Origin of the sequence: Vandammella animalimorsus (assembly GCF_002285265.1) — a bacterium.
Lineage (GTDB): Bacteria > Pseudomonadota > Gammaproteobacteria > Burkholderiales > Burkholderiaceae_C > Lampropedia.
This window is the reverse complement of the sequence record NZ_NSJB01000014.1, coordinates 15,356-31,847: the sequence shown is the minus strand read 5'-3', so window position 1 is coordinate 31,847 and position 16,492 is coordinate 15,356. Positions and strand designations below refer to the sequence as shown.

The 16,492-nt window shown below is 66.9% G+C and carries 24 protein-coding genes and 1 pseudogene; 20 read left to right on the top strand and 5 right to left on the bottom strand.

From position 1 onward, the window contains the following. Positions 1–29 precede the first annotated feature (29 nt). Positions 30–251: a hypothetical protein gene (locus CK625_RS12565; protein ID WP_143326283.1), complete on the bottom strand. Its 222-nt coding sequence runs from the start codon at positions 249–251 to the stop codon at positions 30–32. A gap of 14 nt (positions 252–265) precedes the next feature. After that, positions 266–832, bottom strand: coding sequence for a hypothetical protein (locus CK625_RS12560; protein WP_095540671.1), 567 nt, complete (start codon positions 830–832; stop codon positions 266–268). Between the two features lie 87 nt (positions 833–919). Between CK625_RS12560 and CK625_RS12555 the strand changes: the two genes are divergently transcribed. From CK625_RS12555 to CK625_RS12475, 18 genes and pseudogenes are all read left to right on the top strand, one after another. Then, positions 920–1,123 (top strand): DNA-binding protein, encoded by a 204-nt coding sequence (locus CK625_RS12555; protein WP_095540670.1) that lies wholly within the window; start codon positions 920–922, stop codon positions 1,121–1,123. Between the two features lie 21 nt (positions 1,124–1,144). Next, a complete protein-coding gene (locus CK625_RS12550) occupies positions 1,145–1,828 on the top strand; it encodes a Rha family transcriptional regulator (protein WP_095540669.1) in 684 nt (227 codons plus the stop codon). 187 nt (positions 1,829–2,015) lie between these two features. After that, on the top strand, positions 2,016–4,235 hold the full coding sequence (locus CK625_RS12545) for a Mu transposase C-terminal domain-containing protein (protein WP_238945659.1): 2,220 nt from the start codon (positions 2,016–2,018) through the stop codon (positions 4,233–4,235). A 60-nt stretch (positions 4,236–4,295) separates the two neighbouring features. Further along, entirely contained in the window at positions 4,296–5,033 is a 738-nt protein-coding gene (locus CK625_RS12540) for an AAA family ATPase (protein WP_095540667.1), read from the top strand. Beyond that, positions 5,030–5,692 carry a hypothetical protein gene (locus tag CK625_RS12535; protein ID WP_095540666.1) on the top strand — a complete coding sequence of 221 codons (663 nt, stop codon included), beginning with the start codon at positions 5,030–5,032 and terminating at the stop codon, positions 5,690–5,692. The genes CK625_RS12540 and CK625_RS12535 overlap by 4 nt, the downstream gene beginning before the upstream one ends. Next, complete coding sequence (locus tag CK625_RS12530) at positions 5,689–6,174, top strand: hypothetical protein (RefSeq protein WP_238945658.1); 486 nt, start codon at positions 5,689–5,691, stop codon at positions 6,172–6,174. The genes CK625_RS12535 and CK625_RS12530 overlap by 4 nt, the downstream gene beginning before the upstream one ends. After that, positions 6,143–6,385, top strand: a complete 243-nt coding sequence (locus CK625_RS12525; RefSeq protein ID WP_095540665.1) for a hypothetical protein — start codon at positions 6,143–6,145, stop codon at positions 6,383–6,385. Before CK625_RS12530 ends, CK625_RS12525 begins: the two co-directional genes overlap by 32 nt. After that, positions 6,382–6,513, top strand: a complete 132-nt coding sequence (locus CK625_RS14235; RefSeq protein WP_275250575.1) for a hypothetical protein — start codon at positions 6,382–6,384, stop codon at positions 6,511–6,513. Before CK625_RS12525 ends, CK625_RS14235 begins: the two co-directional genes overlap by 4 nt. Beyond that, the gene (locus tag CK625_RS12520) at positions 6,510–6,701 is read left to right on the top strand and encodes a hypothetical protein (RefSeq protein ID WP_095540664.1); all 192 of its coding nucleotides are present in this window, start codon (positions 6,510–6,512) and stop codon (positions 6,699–6,701) included. The genes CK625_RS14235 and CK625_RS12520 overlap by 4 nt, the downstream gene beginning before the upstream one ends. Beyond that, the gene (locus CK625_RS12515; protein WP_143326282.1) at positions 6,698–7,021 is read left to right on the top strand and encodes a hypothetical protein; all 324 of its coding nucleotides are present in this window, start codon (positions 6,698–6,700) and stop codon (positions 7,019–7,021) included. The genes CK625_RS12520 and CK625_RS12515 overlap by 4 nt, the downstream gene beginning before the upstream one ends. Further along, the gene (locus tag CK625_RS12510; RefSeq protein WP_095540662.1) at positions 7,015–7,728 is read left to right on the top strand and encodes a hypothetical protein; all 714 of its coding nucleotides are present in this window, start codon (positions 7,015–7,017) and stop codon (positions 7,726–7,728) included. Before CK625_RS12515 ends, CK625_RS12510 begins: the two co-directional genes overlap by 7 nt. Before the next feature lie 2 nt (positions 7,729–7,730). Then, a complete protein-coding gene (locus tag CK625_RS12505) occupies positions 7,731–8,252 on the top strand; it encodes a host-nuclease inhibitor Gam family protein (protein WP_238945657.1) in 522 nt (173 codons plus the stop codon). Position 8,253: 1 nt separating this feature from the next. Beyond that, positions 8,254–8,583 carry a hypothetical protein gene (locus tag CK625_RS12500; RefSeq protein ID WP_143326281.1) on the top strand — a complete coding sequence of 110 codons (330 nt, stop codon included), beginning with the start codon at positions 8,254–8,256 and terminating at the stop codon, positions 8,581–8,583. After that, a complete protein-coding gene (locus CK625_RS12495; RefSeq protein ID WP_095540659.1) occupies positions 8,580–9,281 on the top strand; it encodes a DUF2786 domain-containing protein in 702 nt (233 codons plus the stop codon). Before CK625_RS12500 ends, CK625_RS12495 begins: the two co-directional genes overlap by 4 nt. A 7-nt stretch (positions 9,282–9,288) precedes the next feature. Then, the gene (locus CK625_RS12490) at positions 9,289–9,504 is read left to right on the top strand and encodes a hypothetical protein (RefSeq protein WP_238945656.1); all 216 of its coding nucleotides are present in this window, start codon (positions 9,289–9,291) and stop codon (positions 9,502–9,504) included. Further along, positions 9,501–9,968, top strand: coding sequence for a regulatory protein GemA (locus CK625_RS12485; protein WP_095540657.1), 468 nt, complete (start codon positions 9,501–9,503; stop codon positions 9,966–9,968). The genes CK625_RS12490 and CK625_RS12485 overlap by 4 nt, the downstream gene beginning before the upstream one ends. A gap of 3 nt (positions 9,969–9,971) precedes the next feature. Continuing rightward, complete coding sequence (locus CK625_RS12480; RefSeq protein WP_095540656.1) at positions 9,972–10,391, top strand: Mor transcription activator family protein; 420 nt, start codon at positions 9,972–9,974, stop codon at positions 10,389–10,391. Between the two features lie 482 nt (positions 10,392–10,873). Then, positions 10,874–11,873: pseudogene (locus CK625_RS12475) on the top strand (aldo/keto reductase). A gap of 65 nt (positions 11,874–11,938) precedes the next feature. Here CK625_RS12475 and CK625_RS12470 read toward each other — a convergent pair. Together CK625_RS12470 and CK625_RS12465 are read right to left on the bottom strand one after the other, a co-directional pair. Beyond that, on the bottom strand, positions 11,939–13,015 hold the full coding sequence (locus tag CK625_RS12470) for an alpha/beta hydrolase (RefSeq protein ID WP_095540655.1): 1,077 nt from the start codon (positions 13,013–13,015) through the stop codon (positions 11,939–11,941). Between the two features lie 24 nt (positions 13,016–13,039). Next, positions 13,040–13,861: an exodeoxyribonuclease III gene (locus CK625_RS12465; protein WP_238945655.1), complete on the bottom strand. Its 822-nt coding sequence runs from the start codon at positions 13,859–13,861 to the stop codon at positions 13,040–13,042. Between the two features lie 22 nt (positions 13,862–13,883). Here CK625_RS12465 and pyrE point away from each other — a divergent pair, with 22 nt between their 5' ends. Next, entirely contained in the window at positions 13,884–14,597 is a 714-nt protein-coding gene (gene pyrE, locus CK625_RS12460) for an orotate phosphoribosyltransferase (protein ID WP_095540654.1), read from the top strand. Between the two features lie 167 nt (positions 14,598–14,764). Beyond that, positions 14,765–15,412: a DUF4124 domain-containing protein gene (locus CK625_RS12455; protein ID WP_143326280.1), complete on the top strand. Its 648-nt coding sequence runs from the start codon at positions 14,765–14,767 to the stop codon at positions 15,410–15,412. A 184-nt stretch (positions 15,413–15,596) separates the two neighbouring features. Here CK625_RS12455 and CK625_RS12450 read toward each other — a convergent pair whose 3' ends face one another. Further along, a complete protein-coding gene (locus tag CK625_RS12450) occupies positions 15,597–16,451 on the bottom strand; it encodes a ProQ/FINO family protein (RefSeq protein WP_095540652.1) in 855 nt (284 codons plus the stop codon). Positions 16,452–16,492 lie beyond the last annotated feature (41 nt).

Below are 16,492 nucleotides of genomic sequence, written 5' to 3'. Positions count from 1 at the left end.
CGGGCGCAGGCGCGGATGATGGCTTTCCATCACTGTGTCGTAGCTGCCTGCAACAACTGTTCTGCCAGGCGGCGCGCGTCTTGCGGCTCCAGCAGCAGGGTGCATGCCGCATTCTTCCAGCCTGGGTCGCTCACATACACGCCCACCGAGTCTTCGTCCGGCATGGCATGCACCTCCAGCGCCGATGGGCCTTGATAGACCAGCTCCTCGGCGCTGCCACGCAGGTTTTTGACCTGCATGTGAATCAGCATGGCGCGCCCTCGGCTCATTGCCGCGCCTGTGTCTCGCCTGCGGCAATGGCCGCCATCACCACCGCCTGCACATCCGCCGAGCAGGCCCGCCAGCCGCGCAGCAGGCGCTCTTCCGTGGGGTTGAGCGCGTAGCTCACCTGCTGCTGGCCCTTGCCCAGCAACACATACACCACATCGAGTTTCAGCGGCGCCAGCGCCGCCAGCCAGGCCGCAGGCACGGCGCTGACGCCCAGCAGGGCATTGCGCATCTCGCTCTCTGGCACGCCCACCGCCTGGGCCGCCTGGCCCGCACTCAGCCCCAGGCGCAGCAAATCAATCTTCAGCCGCTCATGCACGGGCTGTTCGTAAGCATCCGGGCGCTGCACTGGCGCATGCAACCCCGTCAGCACGTACTCCACATCAATGCCCAGCTCAGGGCGCTGCTGGGCCAGCGCGCGCAGCTCTTTTTCGGGGAAGGAGCCGGTTTGTTTTCGCCCCGCCCAAGCACGGGGTGACAACCCAAGCATCTGCGCAACTTGCTTGTCTTGAGTCATTTCGACTTGCTGCTTGAGCCGCAGCGTGGCCTCATCAAAAAAATTCATAGGGTCCTTGACAGATACGTTTTAGTAATTAAAATACCTACCAGTAATTTAAAACCCATGGCGTAACCCAAAAGAAAGGAGCCACCTATGACCCCTCAACAAATCAAAGAGCAATTCCGCGCACGCGGTCAGTCCGTCGGCCAGTGGGCCGATGCCCACGGTTTTCCGCGCGACGTGGTGTACCGCGTACTCAACGGCCGCGCGGCTGGCTGGCGCGGCCAAACGCATGAAGTGGCCGTGGCCCTGGGCCTCAAGCCCAACCCGACCCAAGCCACCACGTCCAAGGTTTAAACAAATTCTACGAGGCAAACCATGAACGATCTGCAACAAACCCCCGCCACTGCCGAATTGCCGCAACTGACCGCAGTCAACGGCCATGCCACCTGCCTGTCCACCGATGTGGCGCGGCACTTTGGCAAGCGGCATGACGATGTGCTCAAGGCCATTCGCGCCTTGCTTGTGGAACTGCCGGATTCCCATCTCCGCAATTTTGCGGAGATGGAGATTGACGTCGAAATCGGCCTCGGAAAAGTCCGCAAATCCCCCGCCTACCGCCTCACCCGCGACGGCTTCACGCTGCTGTGCATGGGCTTTACCGGCAAGCGGGCGCTGCAATTCAAGCTGGCCTACATCGATGCCTTCAACCGCATGGAGCAGCAACTGGCCCAGGCCAGCCACGGCCAGGATGCAAGGGCGGCGCGCGCACGGTTTGCGCCGCGCATCGCCTACCAAAACGAAGACTGGTTCTTGCGCCTGTGCGCCTGGGCCTCGGTGGTGGGGGTGAGCACCCTGGCCTACAACCTGGGCGTGAGCCGCTACACCCTCTCCAAAGTGCTGCATGGCCGCGATGGCTACGGCCATGGGCACTGGCCGCATGCGCTGGCCCAGTTGGCCCAGCAGGGTTTGCCCGATCAGCCGCCTCCGTTCTACCCCGCAAGGCCACGCCCGTTTGCAGCGCTGACGCATCGGCAGTGCGAGCAGCTCAGCCTGATTTAAGCCCCCGTTATGCCCGCCAGCGGCGCGCCAACAGTGGCATCGCGCCGAGCGCCCGCGCCCCAGAGTGGCCCGTACGCCCCAGAGCGTCAGCGCCCCAGAGAGCCCGCGCGCCTTGGGATGCCGCACATCAAGCGCCTGTCTGGCGGGCGCCCTTCTTAACCCCTCTTCAACTATGCAAAGCATCTGGATGACTGCCCGCGAGCTGGCCGGCCTGCCAGGCATGCCCGCCTCGGAGCGCCGCACGCGCGATCGGCTGCAGCAGCTGGCCGTGCCCAGCCGCCAGCGCCAGGGCCGCACGGGTGGTGGCGGGCTGGAGTACGACAGCGCGGCCCTGCCGGCTCAGACCCAGGCTGCGCTGGCTGCGCAGCGCATCGGCCAGGCCGGCCAGCGCGCCGTGCAGGCCATCACCCCGGCCGCGCCGCTGGCGCTGCCCGAGCCGCAGGGCGATGAGGCCCTGCCTGCCGCCGCAGCAGCCACGCCTGGCCTGTTGCGCCAGCCGCCCAGCGAGGGCGAGCAGCGCTGCGCCGATGCGCGCATGCAGCTGCTGCGCATGGTCGACAGCGCCGCTTGCCTGTGCGGCGCCAAGAAGGCCTATGCCCAGGTGGCCGCGCAGGCCACGCTGGCCCAGCCGGGCGATGCACTGCACGGCATCGTCAGCGCGGCCAATCAGCGCCGCAGCACGCTCTCGGCGCGCACGCTGGAGGGCTGGGCCAGGCTGCGCCGCGAAGGCGGCTGGCAGGCGCTGTTGCCCGCGCCCGCGCAGGCCCAGCCGCTGGCGGCGGTGGGCGAGGACGTGGCCATGGTACTGGGCCTGTATTTCAGCAGAGACCCGCAGTGGCGCAATCTCAGCAATGCGGTGCGCGCCGTCAAGCGCAAGCTCGGCCTGCCCGCCGACGATGGCCGGGCCCTGTATGGCCGCTGCCGCCGCGCCATTGCCAAGACGGACAACGTGCAGGCCATCAAGGCCCGCCACAGCGGCGCGGCGAGGGCGGCCCTGCTGCCGTTTAAACGGCGCGATACCAGCGTGCTGGGGCCCAATGACGTGTGGCTGATGGATGGCCACACCTACAAGGCCAAGGTGCGCCACCCAGATCATGGCCAGCCGTTTGCGCCAGAGCTGACGATTGCCATCGATGCGGCCACGCGCCGCATTCAAGGCTGGTCGGTCAACCTCTCGGAAAACGTCATTGCCGTGGGCGATGCGCTGCGCCACGCCATCGGGCAATGCGGCGTGCCTGCCGTCCTCTATTCAGATAACGGTGCTGGCGAGACGGCCAAGCAGATCGATTGCCCCGTGGATGGTTTTTGCGCCCGCCTGGGCATCGAGCACCGCACCGGCATCCCCGGCCACCCGCAAGGGCACGGCCTGATTGAGCGCTCCTGGCGCACGCACGCCATCAACAGCGCGCGCCAATGGGGCAGCTACCAGGGCGCGGATGCGGATCCGGGCGAGTACCGCAGGGCGGCCTCGCGCATTGCCAAGGAGCAGCGCGCCATTGCGGCAGCGCGCGAGGGCGGCAATGTGCTGAGGCTGGACACCAGGCTGCTGCCCAGCTGGGCGCAGTTCGTCGCCGGCATCGAGGCCATGGTGGCCGACTACAACGCCAATCACCGCCATCGCAGCCTGCCCAAGCGCGCCGATGGCAAGCACATGACGCCCGATGAGGCCTGGGCAGCCATGGTGCAGCCGGGCGATCTGCACATGCTCAGTGAGCTGGAGCTGCGCGCCATGTTCCGCCCCAGTGTGCTGCGCACAGCGCAGCGGGGCGAGGTCAAGTTTTTCAACCAGGTGTATTTCGCGCCGGAGCTGATGCGCCGCGACGTGGATCGCCAGCAGGTGAGCGTGCGTTACGACATCCACGACCCCAGCGTGGTGGAGGTCTACACGCTCTCGGGTGAGTTCGTCTGTCAAGCCCGCTTTGGCGGCAATCGCATCGACTACATGGCCAAGCCGGTCATCGAGATGGCGCGCGAAAAACGCGTGCGCGCCACCGTCAAGCGCCGCGAGCAGCAGATCGACGCCGCGCTGCGCGAGCTCAACCCCACGCTGGCCCAGCAGCCCACAGCCAGCCTGCCCGCGCCCAGCCCGGTCGCTGGCATGCCGCTGATGCAGGTGCCCGCACGGCGGGCCGGGGTGGTGATCGACGTGCAGGCCACGCCTGCGCCACAGGCCAATGCGCAGCAGGCCGATGCCCGCCCGTTTTTTGCATCGCCCAGCGAGCGCTACGAGTGGCTGATGGCCCACCGCGAGCAATGGACAGACACGGATGGCCGCTGGCTGGATGACTACACCAGCGGCGAGGACTACGCAGCCCTGGCCGATTACTACGCCAGCCGGGGCCTGGGCTGGGAGGGCGGCGGCAATGGTTTTAAGGGTGCTCAGGCAGCAGGTGGAGCTGCTGCCTGAGCGAGGTGTTCGCAAAGTTTTTTCAGTTCAAAAGCAAAGCAAACGGAAGGGATTTTAGAGATGAAAAAAGGGTTTGTGCAGACGGCGAATTTTCGGCTGCTCAAGGAGGCCGAGGCCCAGGTGCAGCGCCGGGGGGCGCGCGAGGCCGGGCTGGTGCTGATCCAGGGCGTGTACGGCATCGGCAAATCGGAGCTGACCGAGCGCTGGGCCACCGACAACGGCCATGTGTTCGTGCGCGCCAAAGAAACATGGTCGAAACGCACGATGCTGGACGAGCTGGCCACCAAGATGGGCCTGTCCGTGCGCGGTACGGCCGTGGACGTGCAAAACCGCATCATCGGCCACCTGGCCGTGAGTATGCAGGCGCTCATCATCGACGAGGCCGATCACCTGGTGGATATGCGCAGCGCCGCCAAGCTGGAGGCCATCCGCGACATCACGGACATGACCGGCACCATGGTGTTCCTGGTGGGCATGGAAAACCTGCCCGCCGTGGTGCAGCGCTACGAGCACATCGCTAGCCGCGTGGCGCGCATCGTGCAATTGCAGCCGCTGACGCTGGCCGATGTGCAAGCCACCGTCAAGGCCAAGGCGGAAGTAGCGATCACCCCGGCGCTGGCCGAGCAAATCCACCGCGACAGCAAGGGCCGCATGCGCCTGGTGCTCAATGCCATCACCAACATCGAGGGCTGGGCGCAGGCCAATAGCTGGGCCGAGGTGGACGTGGCGCACGTCAAAGGCCAGTCGCTGTGCACGGATTTCAGCGGCCACCTGGCTGCGCGGCGGAGGGCGGCATGAGCAACACCACCCTGCACCCCAACTGGTACACCGGCGTGGCCCTGGCTGCGCTGGCCCACCGCGCGCCGCCCAGCGGCCTGTTTGACGAGGCGCAGCTGGTGCAATGGGCCCAGGCCGATGCGGTGGAGTTTGGCGCGGGCCTGGCCCATCAGGCGCTGCGCGCCATGCAACGGCGCGGCTACGCGCTGCCGCAATCGGCCAGGCGCTCCAACGGCAAGATTTTCAACCAGCGCTGGCGGCTGACGCCAGCCGGGCGCGAGGCCGGCCTGGCCGCACACGCCGCGCTGCACCACGGCGCACCTGACCCGCACGCTCTGGCCACCCGCCTGTGGGGCCTGCTGCGCATCCGCCGCCGCCTCACCACCGATGAGGCCGCCAGCACGCTGGTTGATGCGGGCGATGGCGCAGCGTACACGCGCCAGAAAAAAGCCATTGGCGCGCTGCTGCGCGCCTGGGCCAAGCACGCCCCCGACGTGGTGACCGTGGCCGCCAAACGCGAGGGCGCGCACCTGCGCTACGTGCTGCTGCGCGACCTGGGCGCCTGGCCGCCGCCCTCGCGGGCCGGGCAGGTGCATCCCACAGCATTTGCCAGCCTGCCGCCGGTGCCCAAGCAATTCGTCAAGCCTGCCCAGCCGGCCGGGTTGGAGGGCCAGCCATGACGCCAACGCCCCGCAATCAGCTGCCCTACATGGCAGAGCCCTGGTTTGCCGTGCTGCTGCAGGCCTGTGCTGGCCGGCGCATGGCCAGCGTGGCGCGCGCCCTGGGCCTGAGCAAGGGGGCCATCAGCCAGGTGGTCAACGGCACGGGCCGCTACGGCAACGGCCGCGCCAGCACGGCGCGCATCGCCGCCAAGGTGGTGCACGTGTTCGATCGCTTTGCCTGCCCTCACCTGAGCAGCGAGAGCGCCGAGGGCGAGGTCGTCATCACCGCCGCCCAATGCCGCCGCTGGGCCCTGCGCCCAGCCCCCACCAGCAGCCCGCGCGAAATGCAGCACTGGCAAGCCTGCCGGCAATGCCCGCACCGACAAATGGCCCAAGCGCTGAGCCAGGCCAATGCCCCAGCGCCCCACACAGGCCCGATCGCCACACCCATCCACCAGGAGACCCCCAATGCAAACCCAAGCCCCAACCCCAACGATTAACCAACCAGCGGCCAACGCCGCCTGCCTGCGCCCGCCGCCGCTGCGCGCCTGGGACATCGTCGTGCAGCGCGTGGAGCGTGGCGGCCGGGTCAGCACCTCTGCCTACAAGCTGCTGGGCAAAGACCAGGCCCAGGCCGTGGCGCGGCTGTTGGACATGCTCGACGACAGCGCCGCCTGCGTGCTGCACATCACCCCCAGGAGGATCGCATGAGCAAGCGCAAACCCACCCTGCTGCTGGCCCCTGGCGTGCTGGTGGCCTACGAGCGCCCCACCTGGCGGGCGCGTCTGCGGCGCGCCTGCCGCGCCTTGTGGCAATCCATCGTGAGGAGGCAGACATGAGCCTGACCAACAAACAACTCGCTGGCTACCAGCGCCGCACCCTGCACAAGTTTCGGGACGCCCTGCACATGATGGCCGAGGCCTGGGCCAACAGGGACGAATTCAACCGTAGCCAACTGAATGACCTGGCCAGGCAGGTGGATGGCCTGGCTGCCGAACTGACTGTAGATGAGGAGCCCGAGCTATGAGCCCAATCCAACCCATGACAGCTGGCAAGCGCATCCGTGGCCAGCTCAACCGCGAGGGCCTGACGGTGGAGCTGGCCCATGTCTGGCGGCACCTGCGCGATGCCGGCGGCTGGTGGTCGGCCCAGGAGCTGCAAACGCACTGGTATCCGCTGTTTGAGGATCTGCGCCAGTTCGAGGCCGGGCTGCGGCGGCTGCTGCACATCGGCAGCATCGAGCGCCGCATCAGCATCGAGCAGGCCGGCCTGCCGGTGTACGGAGTCACCCGGCGCTGCACGCCGCTGCCGGGCTACACGCTGGAGCCGGGGGAGGGGCCATGCTGATCTACGTCTGCCCAAGCTGCCGCGCCAAGAACAGCCTGGACAACGTGCTGCACCAGGCCGTGGAGGACAGCGATGCGCGCCGACTGGTCGAGTACCTGGTGCTGCAGCAACAGCCCACGCTGGGCGCGCAGCTGATCCGCTATCTGCGCCTGCACGCCCCGCCCAAGAACCGCCTGAGCTGGAGCCGCACCCGTCAGGTGCTGGGCGAGATCGTGGAGGCGCTCAAAAGCCACCGCATCCACTACCGGGGCCGCGAGTGGCAGGTGCGTGTGGACGACTGGCGCGCCGCCCTGGACGTGGTGTTTAGGGACGCGGAAGACGGCAAGTTGCGCCTGCCGCTCAAAAACAGCCACTACCTCTGGGGCGTGCTCGCCAACATCGCCAACGGCCACGAGGCCGCGCGCGAGAGCGCCATCGAGCAGGCCCGCCGCAGCAGCGGCCGCAGCGGCCCCGACCAGGGCGCGCGCAGCCTGGCCGATGTGCTGCTCGATGCCGTGGCCAACCCGCAGCGCGCCGCGCCCGCCCCAGCAACACACCCGATCACCGAGGAACCTCAACCCATCACCAGCCGATTCGTGCGCGAGGCCCGCGAACAAATCGCCCGCACCAAGGCCCGGCGCGAGCGCCTGCTGAAAACCCTGCAGCAACAAGAACACCCCGAAACCGACGGCGGCAACGCCGATAGCCAGCAAGAGAAGGAGCAATGACCATGGCAACCCGAATGAAAAAACCGGCCCAGGTGGCCGTGCCGCAATCGAAGAGCGACTGCGCCGAGTACATCCGCAACGTGGGCGACCTGACCCGCGAGCAAGCGAGGCTGGTGACTGAGATGAACGATCTCATCGCCGAAATCACGCAGCGCTTCCAGCCCGAGCTGGAGGGCCTGCAGCAGCGCATCGACACGCTGCGCGAGGGCATCCAATCCTGGTGCGAGGCCCACCGCGTCGAGCTGTGCGGGGAGAACGACAAGCTGGGCAAGACGGCCAATTTCGTCACCGGCACCGTCAGCTGGCGGCAACGCCCGCCCAGCGTGCGCGTCACCGGGCAAGAGTCCGTCATCGACACCCTGCTGCGCATGGGCCTGGAGCGGTTCGTGCGCACCAAGGAGGAGATCAACAAAGACGCCATCCTCAACGAGCGCGACAGCGTGCGCGGCATCGCCGGGATCAAGATCATCACCGGCGTGGAGGATTTCATCGTCGAGCCGTTCGAGGCCAGTGCGGAGGTGTGACATGGCAACACGCAAGAACCCCAGCCAAGAAAGCATGGCCATCCTAGAAATTGGCTGTCAATCGATCCTCCTGCCGGCGTCAAAGGCCATCAAAGCCATGGAAATACTGATGGGAGGCATAGGTGTAGAGCTAAATCGCCCCAGCCTGACAATCAGGTGGCGCTTGGCGAAAAAGTTTCACCTGGAGATAAGTATGGTCAGCCCTGAGGACATCGTGATGCCCCACGATGCCGCTGATGCCGCTGATGCCGCTGATGCCGCTGATACAAGACGCCGCCATGTGCAGCAAACCATCGGGCTCGAGGCGCTGAAGCTGGAGGGCAGGAAATGACCCGCGACGAAGCACTGATCAAAATCAAAAAGTGCATGGCATTGCGCCGCAGCGCCGAGCCGCACGAGGCCGCCGCTGCGCTGCGCCAGGCACAAAAGCTGATGGAGATGTTTAACCTCTCCGAGCGCGCCCTGGAGGTGGCAGATGTGCATGAGGAAAAAATCAACGCCCAGAGCAGCGGTCAGACGTTGTGGGAAGGATTCCTGGCCAACTGCGTCGCCGGGGCATTCGGCTGCGAGTATTACCTCATCCGCCGACGCGAATACACAACAGCATTCGAGACCAGAACCACCTGGCAATACGTGTTCGTCGGGCTGGATGCTGCACCCACTCTGGCCGGTTATGCGTTCGATGTGCTGGGCCGCCAGTGCTACCGGGCACGCGCGGCGCACATCAAATTGCAGCCCAAACGCTGCAAGCCCAGCACCAAAACCGCCCGCGGTGATGATTTCGCCATCGGCTGGGTGATGGCGGCTGCAGCTGTGGTTCAGCACCATGCCCAACCGCAACGAAACGAAGAGCTGTTGCTGGAATACATGGCGGAGCGCCACCCAAATATGACCACTATCAAGCCGCGCGATTCCCGCAAGGGCAAGAACGTCAGCGGGCATGCGCAGGAGGGATACCGCCAGGGCCAGGGAGCGCAGCTCCACCACGGCGTAGGCCAGCGCGAGCAGGCGCTGATCGGGAGGGGGTGATATGGGCGTGACCACCATCGTTCAATGCAAGGGCCGCAACTACGTCACCAACAGCGTGGGCGGTCAGCGCGCGCGCTCGACCATCAGCGCCTGCATGGCAGCGGCCAGGCTGGGCAAAAAGCTGCTGCACAAGGATTTTGCTGGCGTGCAGCGCATATTCGATCTGGATCTGCCAGAGCACGCCACCCGCTGGGAAATCCTCAGCAAAGGAGGCGCGACATGAAGATCGTCCACTCCAACGCCGAGCGGTTGGCGGCCGACCGACGCCGAGAACTCGGCTGGATCCATCAAGGCAAGGCGGCGCTGCATTGGTCTGACGACGACTACCGCTACCACCTGCGCCAGCAGACCGGCAAAGACAGCGCCAAAGACCTGACCCGCGCCGAGCGCGCCGCCATGCTGCGCCACATGGCGGCCTGCGGCTGGCAGCACAAACCCAAGACCGACCGCCCATTCGACCAGGCCGCCAAAATCCGCTGGCTGTGGGGCAAACTGGCCAAGATCGGCGCGCTGCGCGACCCCAGCGACCAGGCGCTGCTGGCCTGGCTGGCCCACACCACGGGCGTGCAGGTCTCGCACCCCAAATTCCTGCCCAACGCCCTGGCCAGCAACGCCATCGAGGGGCTCAAGGCCTGGCTCAAGCGCGCCGAGGCCAAGCTCGCCAGCCAAAGCAAGGGGGGTGTTTAAACCATGCCCGCCGCCCAAGCAACCAGCGTGCCTGTGGACCTGCTGCCGCCGCTGCTGCAGGACTTCGTCGCGCGTATTGGAGTGCAGCCGACCATGGCCCTGGTGCAGCGCCTGGGCGGCGTGCGCATTTACGTGCCCAGCGCCGAGCGCTGCGGCGAGGATCACCCCATCGCCCAAATCATCGGCCTGCCCAACCTGCAGGCCCTGGCCCAGGAGTACGGTGGCCAGTCACATTTCCAGCTGCCCAACGCCAAGGCCGCATTGCTGGCCGTGCGCAACGCCCAGATCGTGGCCGACTACCAGCAGCTCTCAGTGCGCCAGATCGCCCTCAAGTACGGCCTGACCGAGGGCCACGTCGGCCGCATCCTCAGCGCAGCAGGCGCCAGCAAGGCCCACCAGGACGCTCAGCAATCCCTGCTCTGACGGGCCGGTTTGTAACATTTCGGCCCCAAAACAACGTCCGACCTCAGCCAAGGTCGGACGTTTTTCTTTGTGCGCCGCAAGCGCCATAACCCATTGATTTGCAAAAACAAAACGAGGTCGGACGCAAAACGCACGTCCGACCTCGAATGTCCGACCTCGTCCGACCTCAAGCACCCCGTCCCAAGCCCCCCAGAATCGCCCGCAAACCCGCTACAGCACTGCAAACAGCCACCCGGCCACTAGCGATCCATTCCGGTTCAGAAATCGCCCACAATCGCTCAAAAAAGGCCAATTCCTGCCCATTCCGCGCAATACCGGCCGACAACCCCAAACCCGGCCCAATACGACCTAAGCCATTGAATTTTTTCAACGTTTTTGTTTTTTTCTCTCTACTACCCCTGCGCAATACCGGACAGTCCCCCACTGAAAAACGCCTACTGGGCCAGAGCGATCTGGCCGTCTCCCCGATTTGCCTGGGCACGATGACGTTTGGCGAGCAGGTCGATGAGGCCCAGGCCCACGCCATCCTCGACCGGGCGCTGGATGCCGGGGTGGATTTTTGGGACACGGCCGAGATGTATGCCGTGCCCGCGCGGCAGCAGACCTGCGGCGCCACCGAAACCATTCTGGGCAACTGGCTGGCACGCAACCGCAGCCAGCGCCAGCGCATCGTGCTGGCCAGCAAGGTGGCCGGGCCCAGCCGGGGCATGCCCTGGATCCGCGCCGGCCAGGGCATGACGGCGGCGGACATCGTGGCCTCTTGCGAGGGCAGCCTGCGCCGCCTGCAGACCGAGGTCATCGACCTCTACCAGATTCACTGGCCCGAGCGCCACGTGCCGATGTTCGGCGCGCTGTACTTTGACCCGCAGCAAGAGCGCACGCAGACCAGCATCCTGGAGCAGCTGCAGGCGCTCGACAGCCTGGTGCGCGCGGGCAAGGTGCGCTGCATCGGCCTGTCCAACGAAACCCCCCTATGGCGTGCACGAGTTCGTGCGCCTGGCCGAGCAGCATGGCCTGGCGCGCGTGGTCAGCGTGCAAAACCCCTATGCGCTGACCAATCGCAGCTATGAGAACGCGCTGGATGAGACCTGCCACCGCCTGGGCGTGGGCCTGCTGGCGTACTCGCCGCTGGCCTTTGGCGCGCTGACGGGCAAGTACGACGACAGCGGCATCCGCGATGCGCAGGCGCCGCGCGGGCGCCTGAGCCTGTACGAATCGGTGCAAAAGCAGCGCTGGGCGCGGCCCGAGGCGCTGGCGGCGGCGCGGCGCTACAACGCGCTGGCGCGTGCGCACGGCCTCACGCCCACGGAGCTGGCGCTGGCCTTCGTCTACCACCGCTGGCAGGTGTGCAGCACCATCATCGGCGTGACCAGCCTGGCGCAGCTGGAGCAGAACCTGGCGGCCTGGCCACTGCGGCTGAGCCCCGAGGTGCTGCAGGCCATCGACGCCATCCGCTGGGAGCTGCGCGACCCGGCGCAATGAAGCCAGCCCTGCGCCCCTGCGCGCCATCAACCATCAAACCAGCGCCTGGGCAAGGGGGCAGGTATTCAGCGCCCAGTGGCGCCGGCCTGCGGCTGCAGGCCGTAGTCGGCATCCTTCCATTGCGCGGGGCGGCTGGTGTTGGCCACGGCCTGCATCAGCGAAGGCATCATGGTGTCGCCGTGCGTCAGGTCGGGCCAGAGCTGGAACTGGGCCTGCAGCCCGGGCCAGCGCAGCGCGGCCAGTTGCTGGGCCATCTCGCGCGCGCGGGTGATTTGCAGGCGCACCGTGTGGCGCTGGCCGGTGGGCGGCGCATGGGCCGGGCGGCCCTGGGCGCTGGGCTCTTCGAGCGAGCCGGCGTAGAGGAACACCTGCGCCTGGCCGCTGGGTTGCACCCCGCCGTAGTGGCTGACGTAGCGCTGCGTGAAGCGGGCCTGCTCTTGCAGCAGGTAGGCGTCGTGCCACCAGATCGATGGGCTGGCGGCGTAGTACTGGCCAAACAGCGCCGGGCGGGTGAACAGCGCGTGCAGCACGAACAGCCCGCTGAGCGAATGGCCAAACAGGCCCAGGCGCTGCCTGTTCAGCGGCAGGCGCTGCGCCCAGTCGGCCAGCAGCACGTGCTCCAGGAAATCGAGCAGGCGCTCGGCGCCGCCTTCGGGCGCCTGCACGCCCGGCGCGGGCGGGGTGTAGTCGCGGCGGCGGCTGGCGGCATCGAACAGGGCATCGCCCGGGTGGCCGATGCCGATGATGACGCTGGGCTGGCCGCGCACGTAGACCGGGCGCGTTTGCTGCAGCCGCGCCCATTGCGCCGCCAGCGGGAAGATGGCGTTGCCGTCGAGCACGAGCAGCGCCGGGTAGCCCTCGGGCGGGGCGGGTTGCTCGGGCATTTGCAGCCAGATGCGCCAGCGCTGGCCGCTGGCGTGGTCTTCCCAGTCGAACCAGCCGGCCCCTTCGATGCGGGCCGGGTGCATGGGCAGATCGGTCAGGGGACGGGGCGAGGGCAGGGGGCTTGCTGAGGACATGGGCGGGCGCGGGCCTGTGCAGCCGCTCAGGGCCAGGCCGGCGCCCAGCCCCAGGCCGAGGCGCAATGCGGCGCGGCGTGAGGCGGTAAAGGGCAGGGCGGTGGCAAGGGGGCTGTTGGGCATGGTGGTGAATGTGAGAACAGGCTTTTACAGCGCAAGCGCGTAGCCGATGGTCAGCGGGGCGTGGTCGGAGAACTTCTGCCCTTTGTAGATCGACTCGGTGCGCGCCTGTGCGGCCAGCGCTGGCGTGGCCAGGTGGTAGTCCAGGCGCCAGCCCACGTTGTTGGCGTAGGCCTGGCCGCGATTGCTCCACCAGGTGTAGCAGCTGTCGGTGGCCTCGGGCTGCAACCTGCGGTAGACGTCCACCAGCGGCTCGCGCTGCTCATCGCGCTCGCTCAGCAGCTTGGTCATCCAGGCGCGCTCCTCGGGCAAAAAGCCGCTGTTTTTCTGGTTGCTGCGCCAGTTTTTCAGGTCGATGGTCTGGTGCGCGATGTTGATGTCGCCGCACAGGATGAACTCGCGCTGGCGCTGCAAGGCGCTTAGATAGGGAAAGAAACCGTCGAGAAAGCGGTACTTGGCCGCCTGGCGCTCCTCGCCGGAGGAGCCGCTGGGAAAGTACGCGCTGATGATGGACAGGCGCCGCGCCGGGCTGTCAAAGCGCAGCTCGATGTAGCGCCCCTCGGCGTCGAACTCGCCCTGGTCCCAGCCGTAGCGCACGTCGCTGGGCGTGTGGCGCGTGTAGATGCCCACGCCCGAATAGCCTTTTTTCTGCGCCAGCTGGAAGTAGCCCTGCATGCCCGCCAGGGTGGTGAGCTGGGCCTTTTCCAGGTCGGGCAGTTGCGCCTTGACTTCCTGCACGCACATACAATCCGGGCGCTTTTCCTCCAGCCACGGCACCAGCCCCTTGCTGACGGCCGAGCGGATGCCATTGAGGTTGAGGCTGGTGAGCTGGAACAAATCGTTGGGCATGCAAGCGTGCAAAGGACAGTGAATGAGTGATCGCCCCTTCCCCACCGAGGCCCAGGCCGATGCAGGCCAGGCCGCGCGTGAGTTCGTGCAATTTGCCATTGAAAGCGGTGTGCTGTGCTTTGGCCAGTTCACCACCAAGGCGGGGCGGCAAAGCCCGTATTTCTTCAATGCGGGCCTGTTCAATGATGGCCGCAAGCTGCTGCGGCTGGCGCAATTCTATGCAAACGCCATCGTGCGCAGCGGCATTGAATTCGACATGGTGTTCGGCCCGGCCTACAAGGGCATCGTGCTGGCGGCGGCCGTCTCCATGGAGCTGGCGCGCCTGGGGCGCAATGTGCCCTATGCCTACAACCGCAAGGAGGCCAAGGACCACGGCGAAGGCGGCACGCTGGTGGGCGCGCCGCTGCAGGGGCGGGTGTTGATCGTCGATGACGTGATCTCCGCAGGCACGGCCGTGCGCGAGGCCATGGCCCTGATCCGCAGCGCCGGCGCCACGCCCCATGCGCTGGCCATCGCGCTCGATCGCCAGGAGATGGCCACCGAAAATGGCCGCGACGTGCCCTACAGCGCCGTGCAATACGTGCAGCAGCAGCTGGGCGTGCAGGTCTGCGCCGTGGCAGGGCTGGGCGATATCCTGGGTTTTCTGGAACAATGCGGCACCCAGACGGCAGCGCAGCAACAATTGCGCCAGCACCATGAGGCGGTGCTGGCCTACCGGCAGCGCTACGGGGTATGAGAATCTGTGCAAAATCTCTGCGCGGCGGGCAGCGCAAGCAGACCGCCTGAATCCGCAGATGCGCACGCCGCTGCGATTCGCGCAGCCCTTCCCTGAGCGTTGCCTCGCAGGGTGTGTGGGCCTGCGCAGCGCCATTTGCAAAAAACACCAACGACAAGCAAAACGCCATGAAAAAATTGCATTCCCTGGCCATCATTCCAGTCTGGGCGCTGGGCATGTTGCTGCTGCCGTGGCAGCAGGCGCCAGCGCAGCAACAGGAGCGCAGCCGCATCTATACCTGCGTGGTCAATGGCCGCACGCTGACGTCTGACCGGCCCATCCGCGAATGCATCGACCGTGAGCAGCGCATTCTCGATGGCGTCACCGGCCACCAGCAGGGCACGCGCGCGCCCAGCTACACCGAGGAAGAGCTCAAGGTCATCCGCGCGCGCGAGCAAGCCCTCAAGGAGGAGCAGCGCCGCGTGCGCGAGCAGCGCCAGCGCGAACGCGTGCTGCTGGCGCGCTACCCCAACGAGAAGGCCCACGGCGCAGCGCGTGAAAGCGCCAAGCAGACGCTGCGTGACGTCATCAAGGGCGGCGAGCTGCGCCTCAAGCACCTGGCAGAAGAAAAGCAGCGCCTGCAGCAGGAGCTGGAGTTCTACCAGGGCGACATGAAGAAGGCCCCCGCCATCCTGCGCCGCCAGTTCCAGACCAATCAGAAGGAAACCGAAGAGCAGCAGCGCTTCATCGACGGCAAGCGCGAAGAGGAAACCCGCATCGATCGCCAATTCGATGCGGAGCTCGAAGAGCTCAAGCGCCTGTGGACAACCAAATAATCTGACCCGCGCAGCCGCTGCCCGCTTGCCTTGCTTTTGCTCAGGGCCGGCCTGGGAACAACAAAGCCCCTTGAAAGGGGCTTTGTCGCTTTTTTGTTGGGGTCTGCGGTTGATCTGCGGGCCCGTCTACTGTGGCGTATTACTGCGGGCTTGTGACGCCCCCGCCACTCCTGCAAGGGGTGAATCAGCCCGCCTGCGCCTGCGCCCGCGCTTGTGGGTCAGGCGCAGCCTCGGCGGGCGGGGGCAGGCGCCGCAGGCGTGCGCGCGCCAGCATGTGCTCGGTGGCCTGGGTGGTCAGCCCATACATCTCGGCAAACTGCGCGAGCTCGACGCCGCTGGCCTCGAACGCCTGCAGCATGGCCTGCTCACGTGCGGCCTGCAGCGTGGCCTGTTCGAGGGCGGCTTGCAGCATGGCCTGGATGTCCGGGTCACGGCTTTGAACGGCCTGGGCATAGGCCTGCGGCGCAAGGCCCGAGCGTTCGATGGCCTTGCCCAGCCGCTGCTGGAACCACTCGCGCGCCTGCTGCTGCAGGGCCGGGCGCTGTGACTCCTGCGCAACCTGCGCGGCCCGGCGTTGCTTGCGCCGGTACAGCTCGGCCAGGGCGTGGAAGCTGTGCTCGGCCGCCATGGGCTCGACCGCGTGCAGCTGCAAATCACGCCGCGCCTGGCTGTTGGCCACCGCCTGCAAATAGCGCTGTGAGCGGGTGTGCAGGCCCAGCGCCTGCTTGAGGGCCTCGGTCTGCAGCTCTGGGTGGGCGCTCGTCAAATCCTGGAAGATGCCGCGCTTGAGCGGCAGAGGGTGCTCACCAAACAGCTTGGGGTAGCGCTGCGCCAGCTCGGCCAGCAGTGCGTGCGCGGCCGTGTTGCGGCCAGGCTGGCCTCGCTGGGGGCGGCCGGGCTGGGCTGGGCGGGCCTGTGCGTCAGTGGCAGAAGCTGCGGTAGCTGTTGTGGCCGTTGGCGTGTCGGTTGGCTTGGTAGTGGCAGCGCCTTCGGGCGCAGGTGTCGGCGCGGGGGCGGGTGCGAGGGCAGAGTGCGGCATGGCGGGGAGTTTCTTGGGGCGATGGGGCCGATGAGGGCTGC